This is a genomic window from Burkholderia cepacia complex sp. TUM26381 (assembly GCF_057439935.1).
In genome coordinates, this window is record NZ_CM172007.1 from 1,623,752 (window position 1) to 1,641,405 (window position 17,654).

The window sequence follows — 17,654 nt, forward strand, 5'->3', positions numbered from 1 at the left end:
GCGGTCGCATGCGTGACGGTTACGCGGCGTCGCGCGGCAGCGTGAGAATCGCATCGAGCCCGCCGCCGTCGCGATTGCGCAGGATCAGCGTGCCGCCGTGCAGCGTCGCGATGCTGCGTGCGATCGTGAGCCCGAGCCCGGTGCCGCCGTCGTCGCGGTCCGCGTGCTCGCCGCGCCGGTACGGTTCGAACACGCGTTCGAGCCAGTCGTCCGGCAGGCCGGGGCCGCTGTCGCCGACGACGATGCGCACGGCGTCCTTGCCGTCGCGCACGTCGATCGTCACCGGTGCGCCGCCGCCGTAGTGCGCGGCGTTGTCGACGAGGTTCTGCAGGCAACGCTTCAGGTTGCGCGCGAAGCCCGAGACCGGCGCCGTCGCGTGCCCGCGGACCGCGACCGCCTGGCCCGTGTCGCGCGCATCCTCGGCCAGCCCTTCGAGCATCGAGTCGAGGTCGATCCCGCAGCGCGGCTCCGTCACTTCCACGCCGCGCACGGCGTCGAGCGCGCCGCGGACCATCGATTCCATCTCGTCGAGATCGCCGCGCAGGCGGTCGCGCCATTCGGGATCCGGAAGCATCTCGGTGCGCAGCCGCAGGCGCGTGAGCGGTGTGCGCAGGTCGTGCGACACCGCGCCGAGCAAGCGTGCGCGTCCGGCGAAGCTGTCGATCAACTGCCGCTGCATCGCGTTGAACGACTCCGCGGCGCTGCGCACTTCCGACGGTCCGTCGACCGCCAGCGGCGGCCGGTGGATGTCGCGACCGAGCGCTTCGGCCGCGCGCGCGAGCTGCGTGAGCGGTTTCAGCGCGAAGCGCACGGCAACGAACGCAACCGCGCAGACGGCGACAAAGCGGATCAGGTAGAGCCGCAGCAGGTAGTCGGCCACGAGCGACGCGGGCATCGCATGCATGCCCGCCTGGCCTTCGTCGGCCTGCACGTCAAGCCAGCCGCCGGACGGCAGGCCGACCTGAACGTGGAATTCGCCGGTCGGCATCCGTGAATCGAACAGGCTCAGCGGGCCCGCATGGCGGCCCGTGTCGTCGTGCAGTTCGGCATCGACGAGGCGAAACGGCGGATCGGCACCGAGCCGGGTCGACAGGACCCCGGCGATCAGCCCGGCCGTCGCATGCTGCGCGAACGTCAGCGTGCCGGCGGGCGAGGGCGCATCGACATGGCGCAGCCGGTAGCGTGCGTCGCCGAGCGCGGCGATGATCGCGTCGCGCGCTTGAGCATCCGGCGCGGCGTCGACGAGCCGCAGCGTATCGGCGAGCCGGCTCGCGAACAGCCGCGCCGGAATTTCCAGCATGCGGTTGTCGTGCGTGTCGAACCAGATCGTGCCGGTCAGCATCTGGCCGGCGAACATCCCGGCCGCAAGGATCGCGACGAGCCGCCCGAACAGCGAGTCGGGCCAGATGCGCAGCGCCGGGCGCCGCGTGCCCATCACGCTTCGTGCACGACGTCCGCGACGAGCATGTAGCCCTCGTTGCGAACCGTGCGGATCAGTGCCGCGTTGCGCGCGGCGTCCTTCAGGTGGTGGCGCAGCCGGCTCACGCACACGTCGATCGAGCGATCGAGCGGCGCCAGCTCCTTGCCGAACACGCGGTCGAGCAGGAACTCGCGCGACAGCGGGCGGTTCGGGTGATCGAGGAGCGCGCGCAGCGTGCGGTAGTCGGAACCGCCGAGCGATACGACGACGCCGTCCGGCGACATCATCTGCTTCATCCGCGTATCGAGATGCCAGCCGGCGAAGCTGACGCGGGACGATGCCTCGGTGCGCCGCGCGCCCGGAACCGCGCGCGTACGGCGCAGCACCACCTTGATCTTCGCGACGAGCTCGCGCGGATCGAACGGTTTCGGCAGGTAATCGTCCGCGCCCATCTCGAGGCCGAGGATCCGGTCGAGCAGGCCGCCGCGCGCGCTCAGGATCACGATCGGCACGTCGTGGCGCTGGCGCAGGTCGCGCGTGAGGTCGAGGCCGTCCTCGCCGTCGAGCATCAGGTCGAGCACGACGAGATCGACGGTCGCCGTACCGAGCGCCTGCCTGAGCTGCAAGCCGTTCTCGGCCAGCGTGACGCGGTAGTTCATCGCGCGCAGGTAGTCGCCGAGCAGCGTACGGAGGTTCGGATCGTCGTCGACGACAAGAATGTGGTCCATCGGGAGGTGCTTCCGGATCAATCGAAATGAATCTGAAAGGAATGTCGCGCCAACACATTCCATTACAAAAGGCCGTGCTTCCAACACATCGCCATTACACGCCGTGATTACAGTGTCGCCCTTCAAATGGCAATGATTCTCATTCAGAGGCGACATTATGGCAATTTTCAGGCATTCGTGGGTGCGACGTGCGGGCTTCGGCGCCGTCGCATGGGTGATCGGCGTGACCGCTGCGCACGCAGTGACGGCGACGAGTGTGCCGGTTGCCGCGATGTCGCCCGCACCGGCGACCGTGACCGACCTCGCGGGCCGCACGGTTCGCGTGCCGGCTCAGGCGCCGCGCCGGATCCTGCTCGGCGAGAGCCGGCTGCTGTCGGCCGTCGCGCTGCTCGACGGCAAGCAGCCGCTCGCGCGTATCGTCGGCTGGCAGGGCGACCTGCCGCTGATGGACCCGCAGACCTTTGATGCATACGCGCAGGCATTCCCGCAGATCCGCCGGATTCCGCTGATCGGCCAGGCGACCGAGGACAGCATCAGTGCCGAGAAGGCGCTGAGCGTGAAACCGGACCTTGCGATCTTCAGCCTCGGCGGGCACGGGCCGAGCCGCTACAACGCGCTCGTGAAGCAACTGGAGGCGACCGGGACGACGGTCGTGTTTGTCGACTTCCGGCTGCATCCGCTGCAGAACACGCTGCCGAGCATCGCGCTGCTCGGCGCGGTCATGCATCGACCCGAGCAGGCGGATGCGTACGCGGCGTTCTACCGGGCACATCTCGCGCATGTCGAGGCGGTCGTGAACCGGATTCCCGACGCGCAGCGGCCCAAAGTGTTCGTCGATCTGCTCGCGGGCGTGTGGGACGCCGGCTGCTGCCACACCGCCGGCAACGGCAATTTCGGCGAATTCGTGACGGCCGCGGGCGGCCGCAACATCGCGGCGGGCCTGCTGCCCGGCGTGCTCGGCGACATCAGCATGGAGCAGGCGATCGCCGCGCGGCCCGACGTGTATATCGCGACCGGCAGCCGCACGAAGCCGGGGCTCGCGTCGCTGCGGGTCGGCGCACGGACGAGCGCGCATGATGCCGCGGCCAGCCTCGCGCAGCTCGCCGCGCGGCCGGGATTCGATGCGATCAAGGCGATTCACGACGGCCGCGTGCACGGCATCTCGCACAACTACTACGACTCGCCATACAACATCCTCGCGATCGAGGCGTTCGCGAAGTGGTTCTATCCGCAGCAGTTCAGGGATCTCGATGTGAAGGCAACGCAGGCCGAGCTGCATCGCCGCTTCCTCGCGATCGCGCCGCAGGGCGCCGAGTGGGTCGACGCGCCGCTGCCGGCCGCTTCGTCGCAGGCGGCACGATGAGCGACGCCGTGCTTCGGGACACCGCGCCCGGCCAGGCAGCCGGCCGTGTGCAGGCGGCGAGCCTGCGCGACTACCGCCGGCTCGTGCGGCGGCGCGCGGCCGCGCTGGTCGCCGTTGCGCTGCTGATCGTCGTGTCGGTGCTGTTCGACCTGTCGTCCGGGCCATCGGGCATGCCGGTCGCGACGCTGCTGCGCACGCTCGTCGAGCGCGCGGGCGCCGATCCGGCCGCGCGCGTGATCGTCTGGCAGATCCGCCTGCCGTATGCGGCGATGGCCGTGCTCGTCGGCGCGGCGCTCGGCCTGTCCGGCGCGGAGATGCAGACGATCCTCGCCAATCCGCTCGCGAGCCCGTACACGCTCGGCGTGTCGGCCGCTGCCGCATTCGGCGCGTCGCTCGCGATCGTCCTCGACGTGACGATTCCCGGTGTTGCGCAAACCTGGGTCGTATCGGCGAATGCGTTCGTTTTCGCGTTCCTGTCCGCGCTGCTGCTCGACGCGGTCGCGCGCTGGCGCGGGATGAACACCACGGGCGTCGTGTTGATGGGCATCGCGCTCGTGTTTGCGTTCCACGCGCTCGTCTCGCTGATGCAGTTCATCGCGTCGGCCGACGCGCTGCAGGGGCTCGTGTTCTGGACGCTCGGTTCGCTCGCGCGCGCCGACTGGCCCAAGCTCGCGGTGCTCGCCGCGGCGCTCGCGCTGGCGTTGCCGCTGTCGATGCGCAACGCATGGACGCTCACCGCGCTGCGGCTCGGCGAGGATCGCGCGGCGAGCTTCGGCATCGACGTGAAGCGCGTGAGGCTCGCAACGCTGCTGCGCGTGTCGGTGCTGTCGGCGCTCGCGGTGTCGTTCGTCGGCACGATCGGCTTCGTCGGGCTGATCGCGCCGCATCTGGCCCGCACGCTGTTCGGCGAGGACCACCGGTTCTATCTGCCCGGCAGCGTGCTGCTCGGCGCGCTGATGCTGTCGCTCGCGTCGATCGCGTCGAAGCTGATCGTGCCGGGCGTGCTGATCCCGGTCGGGATCGTCACCGCGCTCGTGGGCATTCCGCTGTTCCTCGGCATCGTCGTGCGTTCGCAGGGAGGTCACGCATGAGCGGGCTGACGATCGACGGACTGACCGTGCATTACGGGCGGCGCAACGTGCTTGTGTCCCTGGGCGCGGGACCGCTGCCGCGCGGTTGCATCACCGCGCTGCTCGGCCCGAACGGCAGCGGCAAGTCGACGCTGCTGCGCACGCTGGCGGGGCTGACGCGTGCTGCATCGGGCTCGCTCGCGCTCGACGGCGCGGCGTTCGTGCCGGGGCCGCGCGATGCGCGCGCGCACGGTGTCGTGTACCTGCCGCAGGCGTTGCCGGCCGGCGTGCGCCTGCAGGTACTCGAATCGGTCGTCGTCGCGCGCCGTGCGACGCGGCACGGGTTCATGCCGGCCGGCCGCCACGCGGGCGCGGAGGATGACGGCACCGCGGCCCTCGCGGTGCTCGCACGGCTCGGCATCGAAGCGCTCGCGCTGCGCACGCTGGACGAACTGTCCGGCGGCCAGCGTCAGCTCGTCGGCCTCGCCCAGGCGCTCGCCCGCGATCCGCAAGTGCTGCTGCTCGACGAGCCGTTGTCGGCGCTCGACCTCAATCACCAGCACCAGGTGATGGCCGCGCTGCGCGACATCACGCGCGAGCGGCAGCTCGTGACGGTCGTCGTGCTGCACGACATCAGCGCCGCGTTGCGCGGTTGCGACCGCGCGATGCTGCTGCACCGTAGCCGCATCGTGCGCTTCGGGATGCCGGAAGACGTCGTGACGCCCGTCAGCCTCGCCGACGTGTTCGGCGTCGCCGCGCGCATCGAACGCTGCTCGCGCGGCCAGCTCCAGGTGCTGATCGACGGGCTCGCGTCGAACGATCCGGTTGCCGCCGCCGCGCGCTAACCCGCCTCTTCATTACTCTCATCACCGGAAGGATTCATGTCGTCGTCTCTTCAACGGGCCGGCCGATCGCCGTCGGCCTTGCTGTCGAACCTGCTGGGTGCCACGCTCGGGCTGGCCATGCTGTCGGCCGCGCATGCGCAGCCGGGTACGCCGGCCGCCGCGCCGGATGCGTCGTCGTCGCCGGGCGCCACGCTGCCCGCGATCGACATCCACGCGCATTCGTCGCCGTACCGCACCGAATTCCTGCAATCGGACCAGTTCACTGCGCCGCTGCTGGACATCGCACAGAGCGTCGCGGTCATCCCGAAGAAGGTGCTCGACGAGCAGCAGGCACAGAGCCTGCAGGACATCCTGAAGAACGTGCCCGGCATCACGTTCACGTCGGGCGAGGGCAACCTCGGCTGGGGTGACATGTTCACGATCCGCGGTTTTTCGGGCGAGCAGAGCATCACCGTCGACGGCATTCGCGACGCGGGCCTCGCCGGACGCACGGATACGTTCAACGTCGAGCGCGTCGAAGTGTTCAAGGGCACCGGCACGATCGAGTCCGGCGTCGCCGCGCCCGGAGGCAGCGTGAACCTCGTCAGCAAGGACGCGCATGCCGGCGACGCGTACCACTTTTCGACGACGCTCGGCACCGCCAGCTACCGCCGCGTGACGGCCGACCTCAACAAGCAGTTGACGCCGACGTCGGCGTTCAGGTTGAACCTGATGCGCCACTACAACGCGGTCGACGGCCGAGCGGTGACCGACTACGACCGCTGGGGCGTGGCCGGCTCGCTGGCGCTCGGTCTCGGCACGCCGACGCGCGTGACGATCGACTATCTGCACCAGAACGACGTGAACACGCCCGACACCGGCGTGCCGATCGCGCGCGGCACCGGCGGCGCGCGGATGCCGGGCGTGCCGCGCAACGGCTGGTACGGCGATCCGAACCTGTTCACCGATCGCGAAGTGACGGACCGCGCGACGGTCAAGGTCGAGCACGACTTCAACGACAACGTGCGGATTTCCAACCTCAGCCGCTTCGAGCAGACCGACCGCATCACCGTGCTGTCGCCCGCGCGCTTCAATTCGACCGGCGGCACGTCGTACGGCTATGGCGGCACCGGGCCGCTCGTCACGAGCGGCGCAGGGCTCGCGTCGTACAGCGGCTATGCGCCGCTCGCGAACGCGTCGCCGCTGGCGGTGCTGCGCGGCAGCAACTACGGCACGTCGAAGCGCTACGACATCGTGGCGAACGAAACCAACCTGAATCTCTCGTTCGACACGGGCGGCCTGCATCACGACGTCGTCGCGGGCGCCGAGGTCTATCACGAGCGCTACGGCGATCTTGCGCGCACGATTCTCGCGCCGTCGGTGAACCCGGTGATGAACCTGACGAACGCATACGGCACGAGCATGGGCGGCGTGCCGACGCTGGAAGGCGGCGCGGGCGACTATGCGTCGCTGACCGATGCGGGCGTGTACCTGCGCGATACCGTGACCGTCACGCCGAAGTGGATCGTCGAGGGCGCGGTGCGCTACGACCGTTTCTCGCTGAAGCAGGTCAACGGCGCGGCGAACGCGCACACGGTCGCGCGCAGCAACGACGGCGCGTTGAGCGGCCGGATCGGCATCACGTACAAGCCGGTGCCGTTCGGCAGCCTCTACGCGACCTACAGCCGGGCCGCGCAGCCGTCCGCGGTGGGCGCGACGACCAACAACGTGATCTACGGCAACACGTCGAGCCAGGACCTGCAGGAGGCCGTCGCGCAGACGTGGGAAGTCGGCTCGAAATGGGATCTGTTCGATCACCGGCTGTCGGTGACGGGGGCGCTGTTTCGCACGGAACTGTCCGATTCGTGGGATTACGGCGACGGCACGACGACGGTCGTTCGTGCGCTGCCGCCGCGCCGGGTGGACGGCCTCGAGCTCGGCGTGTCGGGCAACCTGACCGAACGATGGTCCGCGTTCGCGGGATTCGCCGCGATGCGCGGCCGCATCACGAAGGGCGCGAATGCCGGGCTGCGGCCGGCCAACGTGCCCAACGCGACGTTCAACCTGTGGACGACGTATGCCGTCACGCCGAAGCTGTCGGTCAGCTACGGCGCGCAGTACGTCGGCACGCGACGCTATACCGACAACGGCTACGTCGGCGGTCAGAACAACAACAGCAGTACCGTGAACGGCGCGAGCGGCAAGCATCCCGTCTACGTCGCGGACGGCGAAAAGGCACCGTCGTTCTGGCTGCATTCGATCGCCGCACGCTACGAGGTCGACAAGCATCTGACAGTGGGGCTCAACGTGCAGAACCTGTTCGACACGTTCTACTACTCGGCGATCGGCGCTTCGCTCGACGGCTTCCAGCTGTATGGCGTGCCGGGAGCCGGGCGCACCGTGATGGCAACCGCCGATATCCGGTTCTGACGCCTGCGCGTGTCCGCATTCATTTCGAAGGAAACCACACGATGATGATCGAGATTCCGGGTGTGTTCAGCCCGGCAGAGGCCGCCCGGCTCGTCGAGCGGCTGCGCGCTGCGCAATGGGTCGACGGGCGTGCGACGGCCGGTGCGCAATCGCGGCGCGTGAAGGAGAACCGGCAACTCGACGGCGACGATCCGCTCGCGCGCGAGATCGGCGACGAGATCATTCGCCGTCTCGCACAGAATGCGGTGTTCATGTCGGCGGCGTTGCCCAGGCGGATTTATCCGCCGCTGTTCAACCGATATGCCGGCGGCGAGTCGTTCGGCTATCACGTCGACAATGCAGTGCGCGGCGTTCGCGCGTCGCGCGAACGTGTGCGCACGGACCTGTCGGCCACGTTGTTCCTGAACGACCCGGCGAGCTATGATGGCGGTGAGCTCGTCGTGCGCGACACGTATGGCGAGCATCGCGCCAAGCTCGCGGCTGGCAGCATGATCCTGTACCCGGGATCGAGCGTGCACAAGGTCGAAGCGGTGACGCGCGGCGAGCGGCTGGCGTCGTTTTTCTGGGTCGAGAGCCTCGTGCGCGAGGATGCGCAGCGGAGCCTGCTACTGGATATGGATGTCGCGATCCAGCGGTTGACGCAGCAGGACGCAGATGCGGAGTCGTTGTTGCAACTGACCGGCGCGTATCACAACCTGTTGAGGATGTGGGCGGATGTCTGAGCCTCGCGTGGCCGGATGACATCCCGAGATCGAAATCCACCAGGACGAGACGCAAATCCACCTGGAACGGCGTGGGGCGGGGCAGAATAGGGCGAACGTGGCGAATGCCGGCCGTTGTCGGCCGATCGCCGATTCATGACAATCCAACTCGTCTCCAGGCGTTCCAGATGGCCACTATCCTGCGTCTATTCCGGTCGGCACCACGAACGACGGCGGGCGTCGCTTGCGTCGTCAGCCTGCTCACGGGGTGCGCCGCGATGACTTCATCCGTTCCGGCCGATCCCGAGCAGCAGTTCGTGACGGAGCAGCGAAACGCCAACATGCTGTACCTCCAAAGCCTGGCCGCGTACAAGCCCGCTTTCGAGAATCCCGGCAGTTTCAGTCGCGCGCAAGTGCTGGCGAAGTACGACGCGATGCTTTATCAATACTCGGTCGCCGCGGTCAGCTATATCCGCACGGTTTATCCGGCCGCCCGGCAAACGCTGCCGCCGTCCCTGCAGCCGTTGCCTGCACCGTCCGGCCCGGTCGGTATCGCGGACGTGAACCGGCACTACGAGCATGCGCTCGAGATGAACGCCGGCATGTGGGAGATCGGCATGGCGGCGGATTTCGGCAAGCCGTCGAAACTGGCGGTTCCGAAATACAACGGACCGTTGCTGTTCATGCCGGTTGCGCCGCCTTTTCCACCGTTGCAGGACGTTCGCGATCCCCAGTTCGCGCGGCTGGTGACCATGACCAAGAAAGTGGACGACGCGCAGAAGGCAGACCTTGCTCGACAGAATGCAGCGAACGCGAAACTGATGGCAGAGACCGCCGCGCGCAGAGCGGCAAACCGCCCGCCGGGGCCGGATCCGCTTGACTCGATCAATCCGCGGACCGGGTTGCCGTATCCGCCGCCGGCACAGGAGACGCAGCGCTGGTGCACGATGATGGGCAATGGCGTCGGCGGTCGGGTTCCGTGTTGACGCGTGGAGATCGGCGCAGCAGGGTGGTGGGATGAGTCGGCGACAATATGATCCGGATACACGAAAAATCACCGATTTTCCGCTTCAACTGAATTGACTTTTCACCGTGAAAAATGGCTCTGCGGACATCAGCCGCCATCCACGATGCGGCTGATGCGACGATAGCAGGGATACCACATGCAAACGTCAATGCATTGCGAGTGCAGGCGGAATTTTCTCGAATTCCGGTCGAAATATTTCGGATTCGGCTTTGAATTGATCAATTAAATCGATTCGAGAAATAAAGCATGGAATCACACCGAGCGGCAAAACTGCCGCTCCCGCATCGCCTGCCTGGCCGAAAGTAACCGCGCGCCAAAACGTGCCGGTTCCGGTTTGACGGCACGCCGCGACAGGCGCCGACGGCCACTGCGTCCGGTTCCGGAAACCCGCCACGGTGGCGGATCTCATCGAACACCCTCCCGTTCGGCGACCCGGTCGTCTCCGTGCTTTTCCATGTCCGACAAGGCTCGCGACAGCGGAATGGTCCACGCGTGCGGACACACGGCACGCCGACATCGTTGGCCGGTCCGACCTGTGCCGCGAGTGCCAACGACGTAATCCCCACGTCGGCATTCCGGCATGGAAGTTGTCACTCTTTTAAGAATTTCCTTGACATCCGTAATACGGATGTCATTTCATACGGTCTGAAATATTTCACAGTGTTACAAAGAATTCGACTCATTAGTTTAGTTTTCCTCAATAAACAGGGTGTCGGAGAACATGAAAAAAACACAATGGGCGGGGGATCGTCCTTTTTTTGGGAGCAATGCCCGGCTGCTGAGTCTGCTGGTGCCGATTGCAATCCAGCTGGCCGGATGCGGCGGGGATGATTCGGCTTCGCCGCGCGCATCGAACGACGGGAGCGGCCAATCGACTCAACCCGGCACCGTGACGACGGCCCCCGTGCCGGCACCCTTTACGCCGCCCACGCCGGTGCCCGAAGTCGGCGCGCAGTACGAGCGCTCGCCGACCGGGTTGTCCTATCCGAAGCTGGCTGCGCTGTATCCGGGACACGATGGCCCGACTGTCGAGAACGGCATGATCTTGCCCTGGCTGTCGATGCGGCCGCCACTGAAGCTGAACGTGATGGTGCAGACTCCGTTCGACACGGACGCGGACGGCAAACCCGACCGGATCGCGCTGCGCATCGTGCAGCCTGCCGAAGTGGCGGAGGGGCTCAAGACGCCGGTCATCGTGCGGCCGTCGGTGTACTACGCGGATCCGACTTACGCGACGCAGGCGCGCGCGCCGTTTCTCGGCGAGGCGGAGTATCTGCGGATGGGTTACACGATCGTCTACGCGGATTCGATCGGCACCAACCAGTCGGACGGCTGCTGGTCGGTGATGGACCGTACCGAACGCGACGCGATGGCGAGCGTCGTGCGTTGGTTGACGGGCGACCCGGTCGCACCGGGTTTCGACCTGCAGGGCAAACAGGTTGCGGCATCCTGGTCGACCGGGCACGTCGCGATGGAGGGGATTTCCTATGGCGGCACGTTGCCCACGATGGTCGCAGCGACGGGGGTGCCGGGGCTGGAGGCGATCGTGCCGGTGGAGGGCATCAGTAGCGGGTACGACTATTTCCGTTACAACGGCGTGATCGCGGATATCGACAACACGGTATCGCTCGGCAGCTACATGAAATCCCAGCAGGCGTCCGCTCGTGCGCCAATCTGCGAACCCGCGCGCGTCGCAGCCGTCACGGCTTCCGACAACACGACCTATGCGTACAACGATTTCTGGAAGGCGCGCAACACGGTGTCGCTCGTCGACCGGATTCAGGCCGCTACGCTGATTGCACAGGGGCAGGCCGACAACAACGTCAAGACGAAGAACGCGACGCAACTGTACGACGCGTTGTATCGCGCGAAGAAGCCGGTGCAGCTCTGGCTGCACAGCCGAAACCATGACGATCCCGCGTGGCAAAAGGAATGGCAGAAGCAGATCGCGATGTGGTACTCACGCTATCTGTTCGGCGTCAACAATGGCGTCGAGACGCAGCCGACGTACGTTCGGGAGACGCCGGCGGGTGACATCCCGGTTGGCGCAACGCTGCCTCCCGATCCGAACAACACGGACGACACGCTGATCGGCCACTGCCATTCAGGCCACAATCCGCGCGACTGCATTCCGACGGGTGAGCTGTTCATCAAGGAGGATGCATGGCCCAAGACGGCCGACACGTCCTACTACCTGCGCGGCGACGGACGGGCGGGAGGATTGCTGACGCCGAATACGGCGGAGGGCACGCCGGCTGCGTCGGTCGATTTGAGCAACGCCACGGCCGTGACTTACGAGACGAAATCGCTCGCGAACGCGACCCGCTACGCCGGCGCGATCCGGGTCGCGATGCGTGGCCGGTTTGCGCCGGCCGTCACCAACATCAAGGCCACGTTGTCGGTGGACGGGCACGACGTGACCTACGGTTGGGCAAATCCGCGCTTCTACAAGGGGCTGGAGGTCGCACAACCGATCGCGCCGAACACGGACTACGATTTTTCGCTGGAGATGATGCCGCGCGATTTCACGGTACTGCCGGGCAGCAAGGTCAAGTTGAAGCTGGAGGGCTACCAGGGCACGTCACTGGTGACGCTCGACCTGTCGCACACGGTGCTCTCGATGCCGGTTGTTCCGAAGGCACGCGTCGCGGCAGTCATGATGGCGAAGTAGCAGGCGGGGCACGTTGTGAATCGATAGCCGGCGGCGGGACGTCTCGCCGACGCTATCGGGCATGACGCGGTATGCGACGCAAGGTTGTTCGGGTTGATCGAAGTCGTTGTGTGTTTCTAAGCATATCTAATGAATTGAACTGTTCAGGAGATTGATCGATGACGATAAGAATTCCAGTCTGGGCCGTGGCCACTGCGCTCGCCACGGCAGTACTGGCAGCATGCGGTGGTGACGACCCGTCGTCCACTGCCGTGAGCGCGGCGAACACGACAGTCACCTCGCCGTCAACGCCGGTCACCGCGTCAGAGGAGTCCGAGCTGGATGTGTTTGCAAGAGTCGCGCCGGCCGACAAGGTGCTGAACGACGGCAACACCTACGACACGACGCTCAACGGATCGATCGCGTTGTCCAGGATCAACGAGGATTCGTCGGTCAAGCGTCACACGATCACGATCAACGGGAAGGTGTTGCCGTATGTTGCGCGCGCCGGGCACCTCGTTGCCTACCGGCAGAACGGGTCGGGCAAGAAGGCCGAGGCGGCGATCTTCTACACGGCGTACACGCGTGACGCGCTGCCCAAGGAGAATCGCCCGGTCACGTTCTTGTGGAACGGCGGCCCCGGTTCGGCGTCGATCTGGCTGCACATGGGATCGTGGGGCCCGAAACGGCTCAAATCCGACGCACCGAACATGGCCGATCCGACGAAACAGCCCGACAGCTTCCCGTTCGAGGACAATGCGATTTCGCTGCTCGACCAGTCGGATATCGTTTTCGTCGATCCGCCAGGTACCGGCCTCTCCACGGCCATCGAGCCGCTCAAGAACGGCGATCTATGGGGCACCGACGATGATGCCCAGGTCGTTGCCGACTTCATCACGAGCTATACGAACAAGTACAACCGGCAGAGCTCGCCGAAGTACCTGTACGGCGAATCCTACGGCGGCATCCGCACACCGATCGTCGCCAATCTGCTGGAGCAGGCGGGTACCAGCGGCTACGCCCCCGATCCGTCGGGCAAGCCGGCCAAGGTCCTGGCGGGGTTCATCCTCAATTCGCCGCTCGTCGATTACAACTCCAATTGCGACATGATGCGCGGGACGGTGACCTGCGAGGGTTACATCCCGTCCTACGCGATGACGGCAGACTACTTCAAGAAATCCGTCAAGCGCGGTACGCAAACGCAGGAGCAGTATCTTGGCGAGCTGCGCACGCTGGCGAGGGCGACATTCCAGACGACCTACGGGGCCTATTTCACCAACGGCCGGCCGAACAACCAATGGAATGCGTACGCGGCAAGCACGGCCGGACAAGCGCTCCTGAACCGGATGGCCGACTATACCGGGATTCCCGCGTCGACCTGGAAGAGCGCGTTCAACTACACGCCGGGGCCGTTCCGAAGCGCGCTGGTTCCCGGTTACAACCTCGGGCGCTACGATGCGCGCATGAAGGTACCGAACGGCAACAGCTTCACGGCGGACAGCTACATCGACGTGGCCTTCCTCAATCAACTCAAGACGTATTTCCCCGATTTCGTCAACTACAAGACCCAGTCGAGCTACGAACCACTCAATAGTGCGACGATCTCGAACTGGAAATGGAAGCGGGCGGGGAGCAAATACTATTACCCGCAGAGCATTACCGATATTCAAGCCGTTCTCACCGCGGACCCCGATGCCAAACTGCTAATTCTTCACGGTTATGAAGATATCGCGACGCCAGGTTTCCAGACCGAGCTGGATCTCGAGGGGGTGAACCTGAGCGATCGCATCCCGGTCAAATGGTTCGAAGGCGGGCACATGATCTACAACACCGAGGCATCGCGCGCGCCGCTGAAACAAGCGATCGACAGCTATTACAAGTCGCCAGCGCGTATCGCGGACGGTTCCTTACTGTAAGCCGAGGACAGCTATGAAAATCGTGACTTATGTTGGTTTCACCGTAGCCGCCTCCGTCATTTCGATGTCGGGCATCGGCGCAGCGCTTGCCTACGACGATTTGCCGAAGCCGCCGCCGCCGCCCGAGGGCTGGGTTCAACCGCCCAAGCAATCGGAGGGCTCCGTGACGCGAGACGTCGATAACCAGGTCGCCCAGCGTTTTACCGCCGCCACCGGCGGCAATCCCGACGGACTCTTGTCGAAGCAGCAGGCCAAGGCGGCTGGCTGGGGGCTGGTCAGTGACCATTTTTCGGAGATCGACCGTGCAGGGACGGGTTATGTCCGGCTCGATGACGTGCTGCGGTTCATGTCTGAACGAACGCCGCAGCACATCATGCGCATGAAAAATGCGACGAAACAGAATCAGCAGCTGTGACGTGATGGGGATTCCCCGCTGCGGGTGGCGGGGAGTCTTGTTTTGGCCACGTGGGAATCGCTTGGGTCGGCGCTGCGTTCTTCATCCCCTTCGGGTGGCGGTGCCGATGAAAAGTGGATGACACGCGCCAGTCGAGCTTTTGCGCGCCAAGCGTCTCGACGCGCAAAAGCTCGCACCTTCAATCCTGCGCGGATTGGACACCCAAGCCCATCGCCGCCTTGCAGGCGTTTGCGACGTCGCCACGGGGGCGTCTGTCGAGGAAGGCTTGCCGCGAGTCAGCATCGAGCGGACGGAACATCTGATCGATCAACTGTGCGCGCGTCGCGTCAGGTACTTCCCTGAAGATGGCGTCTGGAATTCCGGCCAGATATTTCGCACGCTTGTCGGCGTCGGCGAGCCGGCGCACCCCCTGCAGCAGCGATTGCACGCCGCGCAAGCGAATCGACGGATCGTCGGACGTCCAGTCGAGCGCTGCGAGCGTCGCTCGAAAAGCGACGATTCGAGTGCGCGTCCTTTCCGATACACCGGGCATTCCTGCATTGATCAGCCCGTCGAGCAGCTCGTCGGCAATTTTGCGATCTGGTTCGCCTGTACGAAATCGCGTCAATGAATGTTCGTCGAATGCGATCACGCGCGCCATGTGTTCCACTACCGAGGCGATCCGGTTGACTGTAAATCTGCTCCGGGCGTTGTCGCGATGCAGGTTTGCGCGCATGCGCTGTGTCGTCGCGGACAGGCTCGCCTCCATGTCCTGAGATTCGGCTTCCGCGACGCCGATTCGTGCGATCTTGTCCTGCAGCGGTAGCGGTGGAGTACGCGCTGCGCCGTCCGGATCGATCTCCTTCATTGCGCTATCGACGAGCGCCATCACGTGCTTGCGTGCCTCAAGGGTGCCCCAGGCGCTGCGGGGCGTGCGCATGAGCAGGCCAGGTGTGTAAAACATCTCCATCAGTTCGCCGCGCGACTCCAGACCGAACGACAGCCGGATGCTCGACTCGACATTGATCTTCGTCGTCGACGCGAAGGCGAAGCTGTCGCGTGTCGCAATCGAGTCCATGAGGTGGCCCGGCCGGGTGAAAACCGTCGGCCTGCCGCTGGCGAATCGAAAGTACTGATCGGGCGTCTGGGCGTATTGCATTCGGGCAAGGGGAAGGCCTTCGTCGTACGTATCGAATCCCAGGTGCTCCGCGCTTGCGCCAAAGCAGGCAGTCCGAACGAAATCGGCGTTGCTTGCCGCGCGTTCCAACAACGTGAATTCATGCGGATCGCCGCTGCGCAAGAAGTGAATCAGCAGTTGCATTTCGTCGTTGCCGGCCCAGCCGGTCGCACGTTCGCGCAGACGCAACTGGTGCCGGGCTTCGTCGCTGGTTGCGTCGTCGGCGGAGAGCAGGGCGATGCTTCCCGCCATGACCTTCGCCGTGGCCAGATTCGCGTACTTCTGGTAGCTCTTGCAGATCAAGAAGCGTACCCGTCCCGCGGCGATATCGGGCGAGAAGCGGTCCAGTAACGCCTGCATGTCGCCGCGACGTTCAATCGTCGTGTCGAGCACAACCGTGAGGGGCGTTTCCGCGCGGACGGTCTGCCGCTCGTGCAGCAGGCCGTCGAGTTTCCCGATCAACACGTGCACGTTCCACGCGCGTTCCTGGTCGTCGGGGCCGCGTTTCTCCGTGGTGCTGGGATTGAGTGTCGCGCTTACGACATCGCTGTCTTCGACGATATTGTCAAGCCTGAGCAACTGCATGATTTCGTAATAATCGGGCGCAACCTTCGTCGGCGCCGACGACGCCAGTCTGACTTTGTCGTGGCCACTCAGATCCGCGGCCAACTCGAATGCCCACGCCAGTGCGCCCATGCCGCTCGAGGTCAGGAAAATCTCGGGCGCGGCAATGCCGTTCTGTCCGGCAACCGTGCCCATGCGTGTTGCGAACTGGTCGTGAGCGGCCTGTTTGAAATCCGCTTCGCCATAGGGGCGCGCAGCCATCAGGACAACCTGCAATTCCTCGATCATGGCCTGGTACGCATTCGCGAAGCGATCGCTGCGCTGGGCGAGGGGCGGCATTGCCTCCGCAATGGCGATCAGTGATTGAAGACCGCTGGCGAGAATCGCTGAGTGCTCGAGTGCTTCCGCCTTTCCGCTGCGTTCGAGAACCTCGGCCATGTCCGTGATCAGCGCCGCGCTGGTTTGTGCGAGCGCATGGGCCGAGTGGTGTTCGGGGATGGCGCGCAGCGCCGCGATGCAAAGCCCGGGCGTTTCATTGCGAAGGCGCGCGAGGAGGCGGCGATTGCTGATCCCGGGATCCATGACCTCGTCTCGAACGAGGGGGCACGTGAGGCTGGCGATCCGATACGCGGACGGCCGGGCACCCATCATCGTGGTCCACTTGTCCAGAATGTCGGCATCGTCCGCAGAACCGCATCGAATCGCTGTCAGCCCTGGTGCGATCGTGATGATGGGCATGCGCGCCGATTCGACCCGGCCCGTTATCGTTTCGACTCGGCTCATCATCTGCCAGGCGGCATCGTCGCTATGGACAAAGACGACGTTGTCATTGGGGTTGCCGCCTTGCGCTTCATAAAGCGCAAGGCAATCCGCGTGAAACCGCTCCGACTGGAATTCGCGCTGATATTTCCCGGTGTAGGGGCTGTCGAAGCGCAGTTCCGCAAGCGTATTCCGATCTTCGCGGTAGCTGGCCAGACTGATTCCGTACTGCGCGCTTATCGCTTCTGCGCCGGGCAATGCGTTCAGCGTTTTCCTGCGTCGGGCGGCGTAGGAATTCATGCTGAGTTGATCGATCGCTACGGCGTGGTCGTACACACGCTGACGAGCAAAGTTGTGCCTGAGGTCTGTCGACAGCGCACCATCGGCGTCGGGCAGGTGTCGAATCGAGGGCAGCGTGGCCGCGCGCCGTAGCGAATGCTGGCGCGGACGGAGAGGGTAGTCCGGCGATTGGGCGTTGCCGTCGCGAGGAGGCGATTCGCCGATCGCCGTGGCGGACGTTCCCGTCTGGGGCACTGCGTCATTCGATCGATCAGGAAGCGGAGGCAAGCCGGGCGTGATGCGCATAGGGTGTTGATTTCCACCGAATCTTGACCCACCGTTTTCATCTAAA

Annotated in this window: 13 protein-coding genes; 9 read left to right on the forward strand and 4 right to left on the reverse strand. The window is 65.3% G+C overall.

What is annotated here, in order from left to right; translation table 11 throughout:
- Positions 1-19 precede the first annotated feature (19 nt).
- Both ACWMMN_RS24045 and ACWMMN_RS24050 read right to left on the reverse strand, forming a co-directional pair.
- Complete coding sequence (locus ACWMMN_RS24045) at positions 20-1,435, reverse strand: ATP-binding protein (RefSeq protein WP_340624933.1); 1,416 nt, start codon at positions 1,433-1,435, stop codon at positions 20-22.
- Positions 1,435-2,148, reverse strand: a complete 714-nt coding sequence (locus tag ACWMMN_RS24050; protein WP_059240528.1) for a response regulator — start codon at positions 2,146-2,148, stop codon at positions 1,435-1,437. The genes ACWMMN_RS24045 and ACWMMN_RS24050 overlap by 1 nt, the downstream gene beginning before the upstream one ends.
- 157 nt (positions 2,149-2,305) lie before the next feature.
- On the opposite strand from ACWMMN_RS24050, the gene ACWMMN_RS24055 reads away from it, so the two are divergent.
- From ACWMMN_RS24055 to ACWMMN_RS24080, 6 genes are all read left to right on the forward strand, one after another.
- Positions 2,306-3,511, forward strand: a complete 1,206-nt coding sequence (locus tag ACWMMN_RS24055) for an ABC transporter substrate-binding protein (protein ID WP_059240529.1) — start codon at positions 2,306-2,308, stop codon at positions 3,509-3,511.
- The gene (locus ACWMMN_RS24060) at positions 3,508-4,602 is read left to right on the forward strand and encodes a FecCD family ABC transporter permease (RefSeq protein ID WP_174992151.1); all 1,095 of its coding nucleotides are present in this window, start codon (positions 3,508-3,510) and stop codon (positions 4,600-4,602) included. The genes ACWMMN_RS24055 and ACWMMN_RS24060 overlap by 4 nt, the downstream gene beginning before the upstream one ends.
- Positions 4,599-5,426 (forward strand): ABC transporter ATP-binding protein, encoded by an 828-nt coding sequence (locus tag ACWMMN_RS24065; RefSeq protein ID WP_486424052.1) that lies wholly within the window; start codon positions 4,599-4,601, stop codon positions 5,424-5,426. Before ACWMMN_RS24060 ends, ACWMMN_RS24065 begins: the two co-directional genes overlap by 4 nt.
- 36 nt (positions 5,427-5,462) lie before the next feature.
- A complete protein-coding gene (locus tag ACWMMN_RS24070; RefSeq protein WP_486424053.1) occupies positions 5,463-7,835 on the forward strand; it encodes a TonB-dependent receptor in 2,373 nt (790 codons plus the stop codon).
- Positions 7,836-7,876: 41 nt separating this feature from the next.
- The gene (locus tag ACWMMN_RS24075) at positions 7,877-8,557 is read left to right on the forward strand and encodes a Fe2+-dependent dioxygenase (protein WP_486424054.1); all 681 of its coding nucleotides are present in this window, start codon (positions 7,877-7,879) and stop codon (positions 8,555-8,557) included.
- 167 nt (positions 8,558-8,724) lie between these two features.
- Positions 8,725-9,522, forward strand: a complete 798-nt coding sequence (locus tag ACWMMN_RS24080) for a hypothetical protein (RefSeq protein WP_233464162.1) — start codon at positions 8,725-8,727, stop codon at positions 9,520-9,522.
- 186 nt (positions 9,523-9,708) lie between these two features.
- Here ACWMMN_RS24080 and ACWMMN_RS24085 read toward each other — a convergent pair whose 3' ends face one another.
- Positions 9,709-9,972, reverse strand: coding sequence for a hypothetical protein (locus tag ACWMMN_RS24085; protein WP_486424055.1), 264 nt, complete (start codon positions 9,970-9,972; stop codon positions 9,709-9,711).
- A 312-nt stretch (positions 9,973-10,284) separates the two neighbouring features.
- Here ACWMMN_RS24085 and ACWMMN_RS24090 point away from each other — a divergent pair, with 312 nt between their 5' ends.
- The 3 genes from ACWMMN_RS24090 to ACWMMN_RS24100 all read left to right on the forward strand — a co-directional run bounded on the left by ACWMMN_RS24090 (position 10,285) and on the right by ACWMMN_RS24100 (position 14,544).
- On the forward strand, positions 10,285-12,234 hold the full coding sequence (locus tag ACWMMN_RS24090; RefSeq protein WP_486424056.1) for a Xaa-Pro dipeptidyl-peptidase: 1,950 nt from the start codon (positions 10,285-10,287) through the stop codon (positions 12,232-12,234).
- A 158-nt stretch (positions 12,235-12,392) separates the two neighbouring features.
- Positions 12,393-14,129 (forward strand): S10 family serine carboxypeptidase-like protein, encoded by a 1,737-nt coding sequence (locus ACWMMN_RS24095; protein ID WP_486424057.1) that lies wholly within the window; start codon positions 12,393-12,395, stop codon positions 14,127-14,129.
- Between the two features lie 13 nt (positions 14,130-14,142).
- The gene (locus ACWMMN_RS24100; protein ID WP_059240535.1) at positions 14,143-14,544 is read left to right on the forward strand and encodes a hypothetical protein; all 402 of its coding nucleotides are present in this window, start codon (positions 14,143-14,145) and stop codon (positions 14,542-14,544) included.
- Positions 14,545-14,722: 178 nt separating this feature from the next.
- On the opposite strand, the gene ACWMMN_RS24105 is transcribed toward ACWMMN_RS24100, so the two are convergent.
- Positions 14,723-17,608: a hypothetical protein gene (locus ACWMMN_RS24105; protein ID WP_486424058.1), complete on the reverse strand. Its 2,886-nt coding sequence runs from the start codon at positions 17,606-17,608 to the stop codon at positions 14,723-14,725.
- Positions 17,609-17,654 lie beyond the last annotated feature (46 nt).

Coding starts and splice junctions, on each gene's coding strand:
- ACWMMN_RS24045 (WP_340624933.1), bottom strand. CDS start 1,435: ATGGGCACGCGGCGCCCGGCGCTGCGCATCTGGCCCGACTCGCTGTTC.
- ACWMMN_RS24050 (WP_059240528.1), bottom strand. CDS start 2,148: ATGGACCACATTCTTGTCGTCGACGACGATCCGAACCTCCGTACGCTG.
- ACWMMN_RS24055 (WP_059240529.1), top strand. CDS start 2,306: ATGGCAATTTTCAGGCATTCGTGGGTGCGACGTGCGGGCTTCGGCGCC.
- ACWMMN_RS24060 (WP_174992151.1), top strand. CDS start 3,508: ATGAGCGACGCCGTGCTTCGGGACACCGCGCCCGGCCAGGCAGCCGGC.
- ACWMMN_RS24065 (WP_486424052.1), top strand. CDS start 4,599: ATGAGCGGGCTGACGATCGACGGACTGACCGTGCATTACGGGCGGCGC.
- ACWMMN_RS24070 (WP_486424053.1), top strand. CDS start 5,463: ATGTCGTCGTCTCTTCAACGGGCCGGCCGATCGCCGTCGGCCTTGCTG.
- ACWMMN_RS24075 (WP_486424054.1), top strand. CDS start 7,877: ATGATGATCGAGATTCCGGGTGTGTTCAGCCCGGCAGAGGCCGCCCGG.
- ACWMMN_RS24080 (WP_233464162.1), top strand. CDS start 8,725: ATGGCCACTATCCTGCGTCTATTCCGGTCGGCACCACGAACGACGGCG.
- ACWMMN_RS24085 (WP_486424055.1), bottom strand. CDS start 9,972: ATGAGATCCGCCACCGTGGCGGGTTTCCGGAACCGGACGCAGTGGCCG.
- ACWMMN_RS24090 (WP_486424056.1), top strand. CDS start 10,285: ATGAAAAAAACACAATGGGCGGGGGATCGTCCTTTTTTTGGGAGCAAT.
- ACWMMN_RS24095 (WP_486424057.1), top strand. CDS start 12,393: ATGACGATAAGAATTCCAGTCTGGGCCGTGGCCACTGCGCTCGCCACG.
- ACWMMN_RS24100 (WP_059240535.1), top strand. CDS start 14,143: ATGAAAATCGTGACTTATGTTGGTTTCACCGTAGCCGCCTCCGTCATT.
- ACWMMN_RS24105 (WP_486424058.1), bottom strand. CDS start 17,608: ATGCGCATCACGCCCGGCTTGCCTCCGCTTCCTGATCGATCGAATGAC.